8 protein-coding genes and 1 CRISPR repeat array (1 of these 9 cut by a window edge) are annotated in these 17737 nt (G+C 63.6%); all 8 genes read right to left on the bottom strand.

Features of this window, described 5'->3' with window-relative positions; translation table 11 throughout:
• A CRISPR array of direct repeats spans positions 1–8918; the repeat unit is 32 nt; unit sequence GTTTCTATCCGCGCGGCCGTGCGGGCCGCGAC (it extends 6071 nt beyond the left edge of the window).
• Between the two features lie 186 nt (positions 8919–9104).
• Positions 9105–9395 carry a CRISPR-associated endonuclease Cas2 gene (cas2, locus tag HOP51_RS16500; RefSeq protein ID WP_010626372.1) on the bottom strand — a complete coding sequence of 97 codons (291 nt, stop codon included), beginning with the start codon at positions 9393–9395 and terminating at the stop codon, positions 9105–9107.
• A 21-nt stretch (positions 9396–9416) separates the two neighbouring features.
• Positions 9417–10457 (bottom strand): type I-C CRISPR-associated endonuclease Cas1c, encoded by a 1041-nt coding sequence (gene cas1c, locus HOP51_RS16495; RefSeq protein ID WP_234275010.1) that lies wholly within the window; start codon positions 10455–10457, stop codon positions 9417–9419.
• 5 nt (positions 10458–10462) lie between these two features.
• Positions 10463–11101, bottom strand: coding sequence for a CRISPR-associated protein Cas4 (cas4, locus tag HOP51_RS16490; RefSeq protein WP_234275009.1), 639 nt, complete (start codon positions 11099–11101; stop codon positions 10463–10465).
• An 8-nt stretch (positions 11102–11109) separates the two neighbouring features.
• On the bottom strand, positions 11110–11979 hold the full coding sequence (gene cas7c / locus HOP51_RS16485; protein ID WP_234275008.1) for a type I-C CRISPR-associated protein Cas7/Csd2: 870 nt from the start codon (positions 11977–11979) through the stop codon (positions 11110–11112).
• Complete coding sequence (cas8c, locus tag HOP51_RS16480; protein WP_234275007.1) at positions 11976–13778, bottom strand: type I-C CRISPR-associated protein Cas8c/Csd1; 1803 nt, start codon at positions 13776–13778, stop codon at positions 11976–11978. Before cas8c ends, cas7c begins: the two co-directional genes overlap by 4 nt.
• Positions 13775–14443, bottom strand: a complete 669-nt coding sequence (gene cas5c / locus HOP51_RS16475; protein ID WP_234275006.1) for a type I-C CRISPR-associated protein Cas5c — start codon at positions 14441–14443, stop codon at positions 13775–13777. The genes cas8c and cas5c overlap by 4 nt, the downstream gene beginning before the upstream one ends.
• A 341-nt stretch (positions 14444–14784) precedes the next feature.
• Positions 14785–17019, bottom strand: a complete 2235-nt coding sequence (locus HOP51_RS16470) for a CRISPR-associated endonuclease Cas3'' (RefSeq protein ID WP_234275005.1) — start codon at positions 17017–17019, stop codon at positions 14785–14787.
• A 103-nt stretch (positions 17020–17122) separates the two neighbouring features.
• Positions 17123–17716, bottom strand: a complete 594-nt coding sequence (locus HOP51_RS16465; RefSeq protein ID WP_234275004.1) for a malonic semialdehyde reductase — start codon at positions 17714–17716, stop codon at positions 17123–17125.
• Positions 17717–17737 lie beyond the last annotated feature (21 nt).

Raw genomic sequence — 17737 nt, 5'->3', positions numbered from 1 at the left:
CCGGTGGGCCGCGAAGGCGTTTCTATCCGCGCGGCCGTGCGGGCCGCGACCCGAGCAACACGACGCCACCAACGGGGCGAGACGCGTTTCTATCCGCGCGGCCGTGCGGGCCGCGACCGCCCGTCAATCTGACCTGCTGCCCGACGTGACTTTCGTTTCTATCCGCGCGGCCGTGCGGGCCGCGACGAGTCAGCCGCCTATTGGGCGCAGCGCTTCGCTGAGTTTCTATCCGCGCGGCCGTGCGGGCCGCGACTTGTCCAGGTACACGCTGTTGTACGCCTGGCCGAAGTTTCTATCCGCGCGGCCGTGCGGGCCGCGACGATCTTGTTGCCCTCGGCGTCGTGCGTGGCCGGGATGTTTCTATCCGCGCGGCCGTGCGGGCCGCGACTAGGTGTAGCCCAGCGCGGCGGTCTTCACTTCATGGTTTCTATCCGCGCGGCCGTGCGGGCCGCGACATGAGCAGCTATGGCGAGTTCATTGACGACGTGGTGTTTCTATCCGCGCGGCCGTGCGGGCCGCGACGCCGCATGAAGCGTTCACCGATTCGCAGAAAAACGGTTTCTATCCGCGCGGCCGTGCGGGCCGCGACGATCACAGTATCCAACCTTGAGGTCTTTCTTGATCTGTTTCTATCCGCGCGGCCGTGCGGGCCGCGACCAGCGACGAGGTGCGCCAACTGCTCGCTATCGAGTTTCTATCCGCGCGGCCGTGCGGGCCGCGACGGTTGCCATCGTCCTTGCCCACGCCAACCAGGGTGTTTCTATCCGCGCGGCCGTGCGGGCCGCGACGTTTCGGCGTTCATCAGGGCGCTAACCAGGCTGTTAGTTTCTATCCGCGCGGCCGTGCGGGCCGCGACGTGCGGCATTGCGTGGACCTCCTATCAAACGGGTTGGTTTCTATCCGCGCGGCCGTGCGGGCCGCGACAAGCTTCGCGGCCAGGCAGAAGGCGAAGGCGCCGCGTTTCTATCCGCGCGGCCGTGCGGGCCGCGACGCGGGTTTTTTGTGCCTGTGAGAAAAATTATGAGTTTCTATCCGCGCGGCCGTGCGGGCCGCGACCTGGCGAGGGGGTGCGATGTGAGCGACCAGGAACAGTTTCTATCCGCGCGGCCGTGCGGGCCGCGACCCAACGCTGACCGCGAGCGCCTCGAGCAGCGCGTGGTGTTTCTATCCGCGCGGCCGTGCGGGCCGCGACGTGCAGGTGCACTCAATCGCCTGTTTTTCTGTGGGTTTCTATCCGCGCGGCCGTGCGGGCCGCGACGTCACGCCATCGTTGAGCGGATGAGGCCATGATCGTTTCTATCCGCGCGGCCGTGCGGGCCGCGACGGCTTGATTGGCCCGCAGCGGTGCGCGCAGGAACGTTTCTATCCGCGCGGCCGTGCGGGCCGCGACCCTCCTCTGTTGTTGGCGTGCTGTGCATCGGTTATCGTTTCTATCCGCGCGGCCGTGCGGGCCGCGACGGCGTTCACCCGCCCTGCGCTCCTAGTGCTGGATGTTTCTATCCGCGCGGCCGTGCGGGCCGCGACGATATGTACTTGGCAAGGTCCGACTTGTTCGAGATGTTTCTATCCGCGCGGCCGTGCGGGCCGCGACGACCGAGATGCATCAGCACCCTGATCGTCGCGTAGTTTCTATCCGCGCGGCCGTGCGGGCCGCGACCTTAAGTTCCAGCTCCTGCACCTTTTTTCGCTCTGGTTTCTATCCGCGCGGCCGTGCGGGCCGCGACGAGTTCGCCCTGGGCGACCATTGGCATGATCTGCCGGTTTCTATCCGCGCGGCCGTGCGGGCCGCGACCGGGTTCGTGGAGTGGGTCAGGCATGGACAGCAACTGTTTCTATCCGCGCGGCCGTGCGGGCCGCGACGAGGTTGCCATCGTCCTTGCCCACGCCAACCAGGGTGTTTCTATCCGCGCGGCCGTGCGGGCCGCGACTAGGTGCGGGCGATGTATCCGCAGATGCCCGCCACGTTTCTATCCGCGCGGCCGTGCGGGCCGCGACTTCTGCTGCTGTGCTGTCTCGGCGCGGTAGGTGTCGTTTCTATCCGCGCGGCCGTGCGGGCCGCGACTTTATCAATACGGGTTCTATGCCGTGGACATCCTTGTTTCTATCCGCGCGGCCGTGCGGGCCGCGACGCGAGGGCGTGAAGTGCTGCCGCCGCCACGATTGGTTTCTATCCGCGCGGCCGTGCGGGCCGCGACGCGCGCCGTACGCTGGTTACTGCCGACATGGTGGTGTTTCTATCCGCGCGGCCGTGCGGGCCGCGACCGTGGAGCGCACCATCACCTGGTCGATGCGCTCAAGGTTTCTATCCGCGCGGCCGTGCGGGCCGCGACGCTCGGCATCTGCCTGGCGCATACCTACGAGAACGTTTCTATCCGCGCGGCCGTGCGGGCCGCGACGTCGTCATTTTAGCTTCGCCAGGGTGGTCCTGAGCGTTTCTATCCGCGCGGCCGTGCGGGCCGCGACCCTTGGCCAGCACCAGCCGGTGGGCCGCGAAGGCGTTTCTATCCGCGCGGCCGTGCGGGCCGCGACCGGGGACGCCCAGGCGACCCGTGACGCCAACTACGTTTCTATCCGCGCGGCCGTGCGGGCCGCGACGCGATTCCTTCCTTGCCCACTACCCTCCTAAGGGGTTTCTATCCGCGCGGCCGTGCGGGCCGCGACGCCGCCAGGAGGGTCGCACGCTGGATGAGCCGTGGTTTCTATCCGCGCGGCCGTGCGGGCCGCGACCTGACGTCCACTTGCCTACATGCGGGATGTATTGTTTCTATCCGCGCGGCCGTGCGGGCCGCGACTCGCCATGCTCGTCGGTGCCGATGACGGCATTCGGTTTCTATCCGCGCGGCCGTGCGGGCCGCGACGGTATCTGGAGTCATAGCTCCCTCCGGTTCACAGGTTTCTATCCGCGCGGCCGTGCGGGCCGCGACATAGATGAGGCGACCGGCTATCAGCATGTGCGTGGTTTCTATCCGCGCGGCCGTGCGGGCCGCGACCTGGCAAACGATCAGCGTTACGTAGAGCGAGGAAAGTTTCTATCCGCGCGGCCGTGCGGGCCGCGACACGTTTAAACATTATGCCCGTCTCCGTTTCATAAAGTTTCTATCCGCGCGGCCGTGCGGGCCGCGACATTATATCGGCTGATGTAGGCGCTGCGCCTGATGTAGTTTCTATCCGCGCGGCCGTGCGGGCCGCGACTGGCGAGTCGCCCGTATCGCCGAGCTCATCGGCGAGTTTCTATCCGCGCGGCCGTGCGGGCCGCGACGTCACTCATCGCCGCGGGTTACAACACCGAGCCGGTTTCTATCCGCGCGGCCGTGCGGGCCGCGACTTACATCGGCAGCCTGCAGTCGGCTTGGCTCAATGTTTCTATCCGCGCGGCCGTGCGGGCCGCGACTGGGGTTGGCGAGCACGGCGGCGCCCATGGCCTTGTTTCTATCCGCGCGGCCGTGCGGGCCGCGACTTGGCTATCTCGGCAGCAAGTGGGCCACCGCCGAGTTTCTATCCGCGCGGCCGTGCGGGCCGCGACGCCACCTTCGCCGCTGGCTGGCAGGTGGCCAACTGGTTTCTATCCGCGCGGCCGTGCGGGCCGCGACGCGCTCGGCGAGGCGATCCTCGCCGTTGACGCGGGTTTCTATCCGCGCGGCCGTGCGGGCCGCGACAAGTGGCTTTTTCACTGTGTTGCTCCATGCGATGAGTTTCTATCCGCGCGGCCGTGCGGGCCGCGACGGCAACGACCAGCATCGACTGCCAGGGCATCCGCGTTTCTATCCGCGCGGCCGTGCGGGCCGCGACCCGGCGGCCACATGGTGACCTGCCGGCGCCGTTGTTTCTATCCGCGCGGCCGTGCGGGCCGCGACTGGCTGCCCGCCGCCGGGCTACGGCTCTTGGAACGTTTCTATCCGCGCGGCCGTGCGGGCCGCGACACCGTAACCGCTGGGCTGAGAGCCATCGAGGGAGTGTTTCTATCCGCGCGGCCGTGCGGGCCGCGACGCTCAGCCCAGGTGATGCCCTCGATCAGGCAGCCGTTTCTATCCGCGCGGCCGTGCGGGCCGCGACGTCAGGCCTCCTCTTTCTTCACTGACTTGCCGCAGTTTCTATCCGCGCGGCCGTGCGGGCCGCGACCCGGCACGGTGATTATCAGGCTGCGCAAGCATCCGTTTCTATCCGCGCGGCCGTGCGGGCCGCGACCTAACAGCAACAGCAACGCTGGCCGACGGCAGCGTTTCTATCCGCGCGGCCGTGCGGGCCGCGACCCCGTGGCGAAGTGGTTATCACCGTGCTGTCACGCGTTTCTATCCGCGCGGCCGTGCGGGCCGCGACGTAAAAGACGCTACGTCGATCACGCCCGCCCGTGGCGTTTCTATCCGCGCGGCCGTGCGGGCCGCGACAAGCCGATCATGATGCGGTCGAGCGCCTGCTGGCGTTTCTATCCGCGCGGCCGTGCGGGCCGCGACACGGGTCGGTGACGAGCACCGGCTCGCCGAGGGGGTTTCTATCCGCGCGGCCGTGCGGGCCGCGACGTGGGGCGCCTATCAAATCATGGGCTTCCACTGGTTTCTATCCGCGCGGCCGTGCGGGCCGCGACTCGTAGTCTTTCTGGGTCTTTGCTGCTAGCTCAAGGTTTCTATCCGCGCGGCCGTGCGGGCCGCGACTCGGGGCCGAAGCGCTCTTCGGCGGTGCGCTCCTGTTTCTATCCGCGCGGCCGTGCGGGCCGCGACCACCGTAACCGCTGGGCTGAGAGCCATCGAGGGAGTGTTTCTATCCGCGCGGCCGTGCGGGCCGCGACATCCGGGGCGAACTGATCGTCACATGCCGTTGATGTTTCTATCCGCGCGGCCGTGCGGGCCGCGACACTATCGCGAGCGCGCCGAGGCTCGGGTGCTGGCGGTTTCTATCCGCGCGGCCGTGCGGGCCGCGACGGGGCGCGCTGCCATTTGAAAACCGCCATTAACGGTTTCTATCCGCGCGGCCGTGCGGGCCGCGACCTGGCCATGCCCAGCGAGCGCTGGACCGATGTGTGGTTTCTATCCGCGCGGCCGTGCGGGCCGCGACCAGTTCGCCGAGATGGTGAGCGCGGGCCGCTTCAAGTTTCTATCCGCGCGGCCGTGCGGGCCGCGACTCCCGCCGCTGGCTTTAACGCCCTGTGCGAGCACCCGTTTCTATCCGCGCGGCCGTGCGGGCCGCGACGACCAGGTGTTGCCCGACTGGGAGATCGAGCACCTGGTTTCTATCCGCGCGGCCGTGCGGGCCGCGACGACCCTGGCTCGGATATTTTTCCGACCCCTGACGGAGTTTCTATCCGCGCGGCCGTGCGGGCCGCGACTACTGCGAAGCCCACGCCCACCTGGCGGTGACATGGTTTCTATCCGCGCGGCCGTGCGGGCCGCGACGGCTACCCCACCGAGCTGATCCCCGTGCACCCCAAGTTTCTATCCGCGCGGCCGTGCGGGCCGCGACGAGTTCAACGTTCAGGGCCTGCTGCGCGGAGACCAGTTTCTATCCGCGCGGCCGTGCGGGCCGCGACGCCCAGGTAGGCAGCGAGGTCGCCCTTATTCGTCAGGTTTCTATCCGCGCGGCCGTGCGGGCCGCGACCGCAGCTCGTCCAGCCGCTGCATGCCGATCGCGTAGTTTCTATCCGCGCGGCCGTGCGGGCCGCGACCAGCGGCCCTCGTCGTAGCTGCCCCACTGGCTGGAGTTTCTATCCGCGCGGCCGTGCGGGCCGCGACCTCGCCGGTCAGGGGGTCGACGCCGAGGATCTCGTTTCTATCCGCGCGGCCGTGCGGGCCGCGACGCCGATCTGAGTCGTCAGGCGGCCTAGCTCGCTCGTGTTTCTATCCGCGCGGCCGTGCGGGCCGCGACATCCTGCATAGCCCGGCTGGCATCCGCGAACGACCGGTTTCTATCCGCGCGGCCGTGCGGGCCGCGACGGCAGCCTCCATCTCCTTCTCGATGTTCACCGGCGTGTTTCTATCCGCGCGGCCGTGCGGGCCGCGACCGAGCGCTACGTGCTGGCCCGGCGCGGCCAGGTGTTTCTATCCGCGCGGCCGTGCGGGCCGCGACGGCGTTGGGCCTTCGGTGACGACGAGCCCGACGAGTTTCTATCCGCGCGGCCGTGCGGGCCGCGACTCGCGCGTCTCGCATTCGGTGTTGGCCTGGGTGGCGTTTCTATCCGCGCGGCCGTGCGGGCCGCGACGGCCTTGCGTTCCCGGCGCTCGGCAGCCTCGACGAGTTTCTATCCGCGCGGCCGTGCGGGCCGCGACGACTGGACCCGCCGTTTCGCCCGGTGGGTGCACGAGTTTCTATCCGCGCGGCCGTGCGGGCCGCGACCAGCTACGACGAGGGCCGCTGGCTGGCCGAGTTGTTTCTATCCGCGCGGCCGTGCGGGCCGCGACGCTCCATGCGGGCGCTGGCCAAGGCCGGGCGAGGCGTTTCTATCCGCGCGGCCGTGCGGGCCGCGACCAGTACTGCGAAGACGCTGCGATATGGGCCGCCGAGGTTTCTATCCGCGCGGCCGTGCGGGCCGCGACGCGCTCGTGACCGGCAAGGGACTCGCCAAGCTCCAGTTTCTATCCGCGCGGCCGTGCGGGCCGCGACGTATCCATGTCCTCATGGCCGAGCATCTCGCGCCAGTTTCTATCCGCGCGGCCGTGCGGGCCGCGACGCGAGCACGCCGACCAGCGTGCTGTTCTGCTCAGTGTTTCTATCCGCGCGGCCGTGCGGGCCGCGACTGGACAGCGCCAGCCCCAGCGCCAGGTGGCTATAGTTTCTATCCGCGCGGCCGTGCGGGCCGCGACCTTGTTCTGACCCGTTTGGGTCAGCACGGTATAGTTTCTATCCGCGCGGCCGTGCGGGCCGCGACCCGGGGCGCCCGGGCGGTGTGGTTCGACGGCGAGGTTTCTATCCGCGCGGCCGTGCGGGCCGCGACGTTGACTGGGCGTGCAGCAGGCGCTCCAGGTAGGAGTTTCTATCCGCGCGGCCGTGCGGGCCGCGACGCGCTTCGATCGTCGAGTATCGCAACACCGTGCAGTTTCTATCCGCGCGGCCGTGCGGGCCGCGACGCCAGTTGCAGCAGGGCCAGCAGCGTCGGTGTGTTTCTATCCGCGCGGCCGTGCGGGCCGCGACGTCAGTGACCTGGAGGAGTTCGGAGGGGTGGCATTTGTTTCTATCCGCGCGGCCGTGCGGGCCGCGACGGTGTCTGCCACCATGGTGCAGACCGGTTATGGCGTTTCTATCCGCGCGGCCGTGCGGGCCGCGACGGCATCTCGGCGACGATCTTGCCCTTGCCGATATTGTTTCTATCCGCGCGGCCGTGCGGGCCGCGACGCCACGTCTCGCCCAGCCGGGTGGAGCGCCTGGAGTTTCTATCCGCGCGGCCGTGCGGGCCGCGACCCCTTGAACTGCGCACCCTGATCTATCGCCAAGAGTTTCTATCCGCGCGGCCGTGCGGGCCGCGACCAGGTCGACACCGAGCCAACAAGGCTTGCCGAGGTTTCTATCCGCGCGGCCGTGCGGGCCGCGACCCGCCTCTCGGGCCCGGTTGCGCTGGCCGGCCACGTTTCTATCCGCGCGGCCGTGCGGGCCGCGACGATGTGCTGGCTACAGAGGCGAGCACCGACGACGTGTTTCTATCCGCGCGGCCGTGCGGGCCGCGACAGGCGACCAGCGACGCTCCCAGCAGGCCGACAATGTTTCTATCCGCGCGGCCGTGCGGGCCGCGACGCTGGCCGGCATCAGTTGGCGGGAGGTGCCGGCATGTTTCTATCCGCGCGGCCGTGCGGGCCGCGACGTTGCCGACGTGATCGATCAGTACAGGGTGCCCGTGTTTCTATCCGCGCGGCCGTGCGGGCCGCGACATATCCTGCATGTAGCAGGCAGCGGGCTACCAAATGTTTCTATCCGCGCGGCCGTGCGGGCCGCGACTAAAAAGCGGAGAGGGGTTTATTCTCTCCGCACTTGTTTCTATCCGCGCGGCCGTGCGGGCCGCGACTCGTTGATCAGGCCCGCCTTGAGGTTAGTCACAAGGTTTCTATCCGCGCGGCCGTGCGGGCCGCGACGCTGGTCGTGCAGGCGGTAGAGGTAGAGGTTTGTGTTTCTATCCGCGCGGCCGTGCGGGCCGCGACGTGCTGGCACTCGAACCACCAGCCGTTCTCGATCAGTTTCTATCCGCGCGGCCGTGCGGGCCGCGACGGCTGGTCGTGCAGGCGGTAGAGGTAGAGGTTTGTGTTTCTATCCGCGCGGCCGTGCGGGCCGCGACAAGGCGGCCCCGAAACCCGCAGAGGAGAAGGGTGTTTCTATCCGCGCGGCCGTGCGGGCCGCGACGATCGCCCCGGGCGAGTGGTCCAGCACTTCCATGCCGTTTCTATCCGCGCGGCCGTGCGGGCCGCGACGCGCAGGGCGATCGCCTGGGACTTGTGGGCGTTGATGTTTCTATCCGCGCGGCCGTGCGGGCCGCGACGTTTAGCTCTCTGATCCAAGGAAGTTCAAGCGAATGTTTCTATCCGCGCGGCCGTGCGGGCCGCGACCCCTCCACCCGGCGTGGCTAAGCCCAAGGAGCCGCGTTTCTATCCGCGCGGCCGTGCGGGCCGCGACACCGCCCAGGGCAGGAGGCAGCGCGCAAGCGGGCCGTTTCTATCCGCGCGGCCGTGCGGGCCGCGACAGGAAGACCGCGCGATTGTCGAGACGTTTAAGGAGTTTCTATCCGCGCGGCCGTGCGGGCCGCGACGGTCCTTGGCGGTCCAGTGCCCGCGATACGGGAACGGTTTCTATCCGCGCGGCCGTGCGGGCCGCGACCCAAGACCGCCACACCCGTTCGACGCCATCCTTGTTTCTATCCGCGCGGCCGTGCGGGCCGCGACGGTGGCATGGAGTCGAGATGACGCCGCCGAAGATGTTTCTATCCGCGCGGCCGTGCGGGCCGCGACTGTTTCTTTATAACGCTTTGATGGATAAGGTGAAATACCTGTAGTTCTGCGAAACAGGATGCTGAAGCAGGAAATACTGCCTGGCGTTCATGGTCAGACATAACAAAAGTATAAAAATCAATTTATTAAAGAGCTGCGAACCTACCAGAAAAATTCAGGACACTTATGGTTCGCAGAGCAGGGGGACTAGAAAACGAGGGGGCCATTCATATCCAAGGCAGGCTTGGCGCCAATATGCTCGATACGGTTCTTCCAGTTCTTTCCCAGAAAGTAGAAGCGCAAGCTATCCACTTCATCATCGATCAGGTCGATTAGCCGCTGCCGAAGGCGAACCCATTGGTCAGGATCGACCTCGATCTCGAAAACAGAGAATTGCACTCGCTGCCCGACATCACGGCAAGCCTTGGCAACCCGGCGCAATCTTCCTTCACCACCCTCTGATGACGTGCTGACGTCATAGCTGACCAGAACCATCATCGCTGTACTCTCCTAGTCGAGTCACTTCCACAAGAAGGGCGGGTAGGCATCCAAGTCGCCGCGCAGATGGCGTGCCAGCAACTGGGCCTGCAATATCGGCAGCATGCCAATCGGAGCCTTCTCGCCGATAAAAGCGTGGTTAAGCTCTTCACGCTTTCTCTCCTGATAGGCGGTCAGTACCGTCTTGCGCGCATCGTCGGTTAATACCACACCACCACTTTCAGCAACCGTAAAATCCTTCTCCCGCAATTGCCGGCGATTGACTAGCGACAACGCCAATCGGTCTCCCAATAGAGGCCTGAACTCCTCGGCAAGATCGAGCGCCAAGCTGGGCCGGCCGGGGCGATCCCGATGAAGAAAGCCTACCGACGGGTCCAGTCCTACGCTTTCTAGCGCCGAACGGCAGTCATGAGTCAACAACGTATAGAGAAAGGACAGCAGTGCATTGAGACGATCACGCGGTGGACGACGGTTGCGGCCCGTGAAGCGGAAGGCTTCACCATCGTGGCGGATGAGACTATCGAAGACGCCAAAATAGACCTGCGCAGCTTCGCCCTCTAGGCCACGTAACCTATTTGTCGTGGATTCATTCAATAGGTCCCGGGCGATCCGGCTTAGGCGGGTGCGTGCCTTTTCCAAGCCCTCTCGCTCGGGCGGCTCCAGCTTGCTACCGTAGTCTCGTAGTCCCCTGGCGATTACCGCACGTTGGTTATGCACCTTGCCAATCAACAAACCGCGAACTATATCGGCACAATCAACCTCGTCATCGCTGGCACGGTATTGTGCACGCCTCAGCAGCACATTGCCTGACACCGGCCCCTCGATACGTGCAAGGAACTTGCCGTTGGGGCTCAGGTGAGTAATGGTGACCCCTTGTTCGGCACAAAAGCCCATTAATGGTGGAGATACCAGCACCCTGCCGAAGCAGACCAGTGATTCGAGCATGTGGATGGGGAGCCGTGCCCGCTCCTTGCCTTCGACATCCATGACCACATTGGCGCCATCTTTCCTGAGCCAAGCACCCTCAGTGGTGATGTAGAGTGTATTGAGCTGGCGGCGCATACGATTCACTCAGCCAGAGATTGAATTTGACGCTCCAGCCAGCGGCCTGCCGATCTCTGCTTACCCATAACTTGAGGTTGGCAGGCATCTATCAGCGAGCAGTGGTCGCAGCGCTTTGGCTCGTAGGTGGCGGATGGCGTGTGGTTGCTATCGAAGAGGGCTCGCGTCTCTGCGACGACTCGCAAGGTCAGTGTCCGAAGCTCCTCGTCGAACGCGACGGTCTTTCTCCGCCGCGTCTTGCCGTAGTAGAGCGCGCCCTCCTCGATGACAAGGCTCAGCATCTCCTCCAGGCATAGCGCCTGGGCACAAAGTTGTACTTCATCGGCTCGATGCGCCTTGGGCCGGCCACGTTTGTATTCTATGGGCCTCACCACATGAGGTTGCCGGGATTCATCGAACTCAACCACATCGGCAACACCGGTCAGCCCCAGCCGTTCATTGGCCAGAGGCAATGCCATGGTGGTATGCACGCCGCGCCGACGCTCGTGACCGAGACGATCGGCGCGTTCATGCAGGATGCGTCCTTCTGCGGTATAGCGGTTCTCAGCCCACTGCTGTTCGAGATGAATCAGCGCACACTGGCGCGGGCAGAACAGCATGTGCTGCAGCGCCGAGAGCGGGATCAGGCGGACCTCATCCTCCATGGTGCTATCTACAAGCGCTCTTCGACGCTAACGCCAGCCGGTAGCGCTTCGACGTCGACCGTGACTCGATAATCGCTGTAGTGCCGGGCAGGGGTATCGGCTTCGCCTTCGACTCGCTCGACCTTTACGCTGTCGAACAGCAGATGCGCTGGGGCATTACCCATCGGATTATCATGCTTGAAGACAATCAGTTTGCGTGCCGACATCTCGCCGCGTGCTGCAGAGCGGTCATGCTCGAACATATTGATCAGCGCGCGCCACAGCAGTTCGAGATCAGCATCGGTAAAGCCGGTACGCTCGGCGAGCTTGGCCGAGACATAGCCATGCACGCGGTAGAGACCATAGGGAATGATGTGCTTACGGCCCATGGTGCGCTCTTTTTCGAGGTCTTTTTCATTGGTGACCGCCATCCGTGTGATCGAGACCTCCATGGGCACGACAGGGTCGATCGAGCTGGCAAAGGCCATCTGCACCGGGCCGCGTACCTGGCCGGAGTTGACCTCGGTGGTCATCACCGCACCGAAGGTACGCACATCGAAGAAGTTCTGGCACATCCAGGCGGTCAGCTCGCGTGCCTTGGCCTCACTCTTCGGCAGTTTTTTCGGCTCAGGCTTGATATCGAGTGCGTCATACGCCTTTTTATGTTGGTTGTTAAGAACCGACTTTTCCTGCATATAGATGGCATACCCGGCCTCGTCCTCCTTTTCCAGCGCAACATAGTTGCGAATCTTGCGCTTTAAACAGACATCAGTAACCAGCCCCTGGTTAGTTTCCGGGTCGAGGCGCGGCAGGTTACCGGCATCGGGATCGCCGTTGGGGTTGCCGTTGGTGACATCGAACAGCAGCACGAACTCATAACGGTTGGCGATGGCAGTCATACGTCTTCTCCCTGCGTGGATTCTTCTGGTGTCGTTTCATTGTCGCGCTTGGTGAAACGCGCCCGCGACTGATGGTAATAACCGATGGCAAAGCGCCCCTGTTCTTCGATCTTTAGATGTTTGGGAAAGGTATCGCCGAGGCCGTTGATGATGGCGCCGATTTCACGCTCGATGGTGTGTGCCAGCCCACCTTTATCCTTTTTGCGCATATTCGATAGATGATTCTGCGCATTGCGCAGCAGCATCGGGAAGATGCTGGCCGGCGTCGCCGACGCCGCGCCGTAGTAGCGGTCACGAATGGTGGCGTTGACCTGGTCGCCGAGGGCGCCGCGCTGGGCGCTTTCCAGCTCGGCAAACAGTCGTCCGAGCAGATAGCCGGGATGGGTGGAATGAGGATCGAGACTCACGGGCACCTCCTGAGTATGGGAATTGGAATGCGCCGCAAGTCGCGCCGCTCGCGCGAGTACGGCCTTGCAGAGCGCGATACGCGCCCCGGTGATGTGACCGTCATTGCGAAACCGCATGACGAGATTGGATAGCAGCGACTGCGGATAACGGCTACCGGTGAGAATCGCGCGCATCAGTTCACCGGCAAGCTGCGGTGCCACATCGTCTACCTTGGGCTTCTGGCCGCCGTGCATCGGTGCAGTCTGTAACGCCAGCCACCAGCTACCCGGTGCGATGCCTTTCCACGGCGTTGGCTCTAGCGCCAGATCCCGATGGTGCTGTGCGTAGTGGTGAGCCAATCGCTCCAAAGTATCAGTACACCAGAAACGCACCGATAGACGTGCCGCATTGGGGGCCAAGCCGAGTACAAAGAAGCGTGTATCACTTTCTAGCCGGGGGTCGAGCTTCGCCAGCGGACGCCCTTGAGCAACCTGACCCAGCAGGCTGCCCAGTTTTGCCGCCTCTTGTTCGTCACTCGGCGGCTTGTTGAGCATAGCGAAGAAATCTTCGGCGGCCTCGGCGTGCGCCGCATCACTGGCCTCGGCCCAAAACACCATAGTAGTATCGCCGATTTGCAGGTGCTGATGGTTGTCGCTGTCACCGCGCAGCAAATGGTTGAGTGCTGTGGAGTAACCGAAGATGGCGGCTTTTGAAATGGCAGCGTTAGCTTGCCCTTTATGGCCGTACGAGTTGTAGGCATCGCTATTGAAAGATACGAGAGAAGCCCCCGATGACTGGGCGCCCCTGACTCCTCGTATGGCCGGATGATCGGTGCCAAGAGTGGCCGTTTCACCGGTAATCAAACACTGTCCGAGCTCTCCCTCATCGTTTTCCAGTGCTGTCCGCCACAGCTCACGCACCACCGGGTTTTCATGTAGATAGCGCTGCTGGCCGTCGAGACGGAATACAATGTTGGTGTCCAGCACCTCTTCGCTGTAGCCGGGAAGCACGGCCAGTTTCTCCGGCTGCCAGTGCTTGAGCAATATCAGGAAGGCGCCTAGCTCAGCATCATCGCAGCCGCCGAACAGTGTCACTTGACGGGCCTTGAAGGCGGCGTGCTCATCTGCCAGGCGCTTACCCTCTCCAGCGGTAACTCCCAAGGAATAGGCCGTCTTGTCCCACAGTGGATAAGCATGAATTCCGGATGTGCGGCGCTTGTCGACCGGCACTTGAAGCGGTCGTGGCCTGGGCTTCTGGCCTGATGTATCGCGCAAATCATCAATGGCGACGGGCTCGCCCTCACGGGAAAACACCAGCGCATAGCTGATCTTCTCGCTACTGAAGCCGGAGACTGGCACCTTATCCTGAGACGCGAGACGCTGATAGTAGTCGTTGAGCGCGGAGAGGATCATGCCAGTGCCTCCGAAAAGGGCGGCACTTCGATCACGCCGTCCTGCATTTTGGCGCGGAAGAAGCGCGGCGTCTTGCCGTTGGCGAAGTCGATGTCATGTAGCATGAAGCCAAGATCGCGTTCACCACTCAGGCCATCATCTACCACCGGCATCTGCTCATCGGCCTCGATCAACTCGAAAGCTGCGGGAAATTCCCGCGTTCCCAGGCATGGCATGTGAAAGCACTGCCCCTGGCGGGCGCGGCGATTGAAGATATCGAGGTGCTTGCCGGGTGTATCGCTGTCGTCGGCGCGGGACGTGAACTCGAAGTGCGCTTCGATCACGTAGCCAACATCGCGTAGAATGGTCGCGGCGCGCTGCTGCCGGTTCTGATCGACGAAGTAGTGAACCTCATCGACGCGACCCGTCTTCATCGCCTTGGACACCGTGCCTGCTGGCAGCTTTCCGGCCACCTCGTTGCGGCGGATCGATTCGAAGCGAATCGGCTTGAGGACATGAATACGATCCACGCACCAGCGAATCGCTGGCTTCCAGTGGATGGCCTCTAAGATGCCGCGTGCCGCTGAGGGCGTGATCACGTCGTAGGAGACTCTTTCCGTCTTGAGCTCAGGGCGCGTGAAGCAGGCCCGTTCCCCCCAGATATGCAGCCGAACACCGAATGCCATTTTATTTCCTTTATATATCCGCGCCCCGGAAGAATCGGGGCGACATATGTTCTTTATTGATTTCCAAAGGAAAGTTTCTATCCACTCATCCTCAGAGAAGCCAGCCCTTAATTCCTAATGCTGCTATAGCAACGCTGAACAATGAGACGAGCCAAGACAGCTTAAAGGGACATTTCAGCTCTAACGTGACGTAGCCTCTCTGAATTTTACAAAGCAATGACCAGTCACCTCGTTGCTTCCCTTCCTCATCTCCTGACGAGACCATGGCAATGCCCTCTGACCGCTTGACAAAGCAAGCTTAATAGAGAGGCAAAGCCTTATCAACTTCTTTCCCTTGGAAATCATATGATCAGGTTTTCAGCTTTTATAAAAGTCGGCTCGCTCCAGTTCAGCCCTAGCCACTCGTCATAAAGATCCTCGTTAACCAACATCATGAATTGGTCGCCGAATTTGTCGGGTTCGACAGCCACAATGGCACCGACCCGCTCCAACGCGGCGAAGCCCTGCTGTGGCACTTGAACGGTATAAGGCTGCAGCTTGCGGGCGATACCGCCGACACCTTTGGCGGCAGCGAGCGCTTTGATTGCATCGCGAGCGGTGTCATCGAAGGGAATGATCACGGTACGCTGGTTGTTCTCGATCATGCGAAACTTCTGCTCCAGCGTTTCGAACGGCAGCCCTTCCAATCGCCCTTTTTCACACAGGCCAAGCAGATCGTGCCGGTCCAACGCCTTGTCGCCCTGCTGCCAGTAGAGCAGGCGGAAATAGGCATCGATGGCATCCAAAGAGAGCGGATCGTCGCCATGCTGCCGAAGTACTTCACGCGTCACCTGGGCGAACTGCTTGAGTTCCGGCGGCGGCGCCCAGTCTTCGTTGGCGGTGGCAAAGATCGCGACCTCACTATCTGCCGCCCTGCGTTTGCCTTCCCTGTTGCAGCGCCCGGCGGCCTGGGCGATGGAGTCCAGGCCCGCTTCAGCACGTAGAACACGTGGGAAGTCTACATCCACGCCAGCCTCAATTAGAGATGTCGAAATTACTCGGCACGGTGCGCCACTTTCGAGAACCTCACGTATTTCAGCGAGTACCTGGCGACGATGCACCGCGCACATCGACGTGGTGAGATGATAGGCGCCAGGCTGATCGGCAATCGCTTCGAACAGTGCCCGAGCGTGACGGCGATTATTGACGATGCACAGCACCTGTTCGGTGGCGAACAGCTCGTCGCGTAGCGCCGCGTCGTCGAGGGTGCCGACATGGCGTACGGTGACACGCTCAAGCTGGCGATAGAGCTGCTGCGGATTGGGGGCCAGTTCATGCAGATCGCGCAGGCCTCCGGCAAAGCTGCGCTCAGGGTCATCGGTCTCGGCCAGCGCCGGTTGGGTGGCGGTGCATAGCACTACACTGGTGCGGTAGTTGAGCGCGAGTTCGTCCAGTGCCGCCACGCTAGGGCGCAGCAGCGGAAGCGGCATGGTCTGCGCCTCATCGAGAATCACCACGCTGCCCGCGATGTTGTGCAGCTTGCGGCAGCGTGAGGTCTTGGCAGCGAACAGGCTCTCGAAGAACTGTACGGCGGTGGTGACGATAATCGGCGCGTCCCAGTTCTCGCTGTCACGCTTGAGCTTGTCGCGGCTATCGCGATCCTGTCGACCGTGCGGCGCATCGCTATCGAACGCGCTGTGGTGTTCCAGTACGGCGGCGTCACCATACTTGCCTAGTGCATGACGAAACACGGCGGCGTTCTGTTCAACGATGCTGGTGAACGGGATCACGTAGATCACCCGGTCCATACCGTGGGCGATGGCGTGATCGAGCGCGAAGGCCAGCGAGGCCAGCGTCTTGCCGCCACCGGTTGGCACTGTCAGTGTAAACCGCCCGGGCGGTTTCTCGGCCTGGGTGCGCACATGGGTAAGTATCTCGCCGCGCAGGCGATTGACATCGCTATCGGCCTTGAAGGCGGCCAGATAACTATTCAATGCATCACGCAGCACACCAAGCCCGGGGCCGCCGCCGCGCGTATGAGGCAAACCTTTCTCATGCACTGCATAAAACGCCTCGGTCTCGACAAAATCAGCATCGACCAGGCAGGAAAAGAGCATTCGAGCGAGAAAGGCGTATTGAAAGAAAGCTCTGTCAGGTTGAGGCTGGAAACGCTCGGGAGGTGGCAGGCTTTCGGGCAGCACAATTTCTTGCTGCCATATCGGGTCGAGAGGGGGCAAGTCGGCCTCTAAGCGGCTCTTCAGCGGGGTACGTTCGCCGCTATCCCTTCCATTGGCCAGCCCTGCATGGTGGCCGGCAATCAGATAGGCCAATAGCTGACCAAGCTGAGGATATTTCTCGATGGCGACATGGGCACCTGCCGTGGAGTGGTTGACACGCTCCGGCGAACCTTCCAGACGCCGCTGAAAGGGCACCGTGTACTTGCCAAGGTCGTGCAGCAGCCCTGCGGCTTCACCCCAGGCCTCTGCACCGAAGCGCGCGGCACGCGCGGCGGTCAGCCGGCTAACTGCGTTCAGGTGCTCTGCTAATGGCTGCCAGGAAGCCTTGTCGGTATCCTCAGTGGAATGCGCATAAAACATTGAGCGCCCTGCCTATCGTATTTTCTAGTCCTTTTAGACAAACATCTATCGTAACTTTTCGCTACAAAAAATTATTCTTAGGTTGAGATAGATCATGTTCGCCTCAAACCACCTCCGCCACTTCCTCAAACGCCAGCCTCGTCCCCCTCGGGCGAAGGCCCGCGGGGTCTCCCACACCAAGGTTGATCAGGAAGTTGCTCTTGTAGCGGCCGTTGGGGAAGAACTCCTCGTCGACCATGGCGTTGTCGAAGCCACTCATGGGGCCGGCGTCGAGCCCTAGCATGCGTGCGGCCACGATGAGGTAGGCGCCTTGCAGGGTGCCGTTGCGCCAGGCGGTGTCGCTGGCCTTGTCGGGGTTTTCGGCGAAGCGCTCGCGGGCGTTGGGCGAGCTGGGGAATACGCGCGGCATGAATTCGTAGAAGTGGGTGTCGACGGCAATGATCACGGTGGCTGGGGCTTCGTGGGCCTTGTCGCGGTTGCCTTCGGAGAGCGCCGGCATCAGGCGCGACTTGCCCTCGTCGCTCACCACGAAGACGTAGCGCGCCGGCTGGCAGTTCATCGAGGTGGGTCCCCACTTGAGCAGATCGTAGAGTTCACGCAGGGTAGCCTCGTCGATAGGCGCCGGCTTGAAGCCGTAGTGGGTATGCGCTTCGCGAAAGACGGTGTCGAGCGCGGTATCGTCGAGGGGCGGTCGCATGAGGTCTCCCTGCAGTGGACT

Origin of the sequence: Billgrantia zhangzhouensis (genome assembly GCF_021404465.1) — a bacterium.
Lineage (GTDB): Bacteria > Pseudomonadota > Gammaproteobacteria > Pseudomonadales > Halomonadaceae > Halomonas > Halomonas zhangzhouensis.
This window is presented reverse-complemented; position numbering and strand designations above follow the sequence as displayed.

Excerpts from the sequence above, each read along its gene's own strand:
- cas8c (WP_234275007.1), bottom strand. The coding sequence starts at position 13,778 with ATGATCCTCTCCGCGCTCAACGACTACTATCAGCGTCTCGCGTCTCAG.
- HOP51_RS16470 (WP_234275005.1), bottom strand. The coding sequence starts at position 17,019 with ATGTTTTATGCGCATTCCACTGAGGATACCGACAAGGCTTCCTGGCAG.
- cas5c (WP_234275006.1), bottom strand. The coding sequence starts at position 14,443 with ATGGCATTCGGTGTTCGGCTGCATATCTGGGGGGAACGGGCCTGCTTC.
- cas2 (WP_010626372.1), bottom strand. The coding sequence starts at position 9,395 with ATGATGGTTCTGGTCAGCTATGACGTCAGCACGTCATCAGAGGGTGGT.
- HOP51_RS16465 (WP_234275004.1), bottom strand. The coding sequence starts at position 17,716 with ATGCGACCGCCCCTCGACGATACCGCGCTCGACACCGTCTTTCGCGAA.
- cas1c (WP_234275010.1), bottom strand. The coding sequence starts at position 10,457 with ATGCGCCGCCAGCTCAATACACTCTACATCACCACTGAGGGTGCTTGG.
- cas4 (WP_234275009.1), bottom strand. The coding sequence starts at position 11,101 with ATGGAGGATGAGGTCCGCCTGATCCCGCTCTCGGCGCTGCAGCACATG.
- cas7c (WP_234275008.1), bottom strand. The coding sequence starts at position 11,979 with ATGACTGCCATCGCCAACCGTTATGAGTTCGTGCTGCTGTTCGATGTC.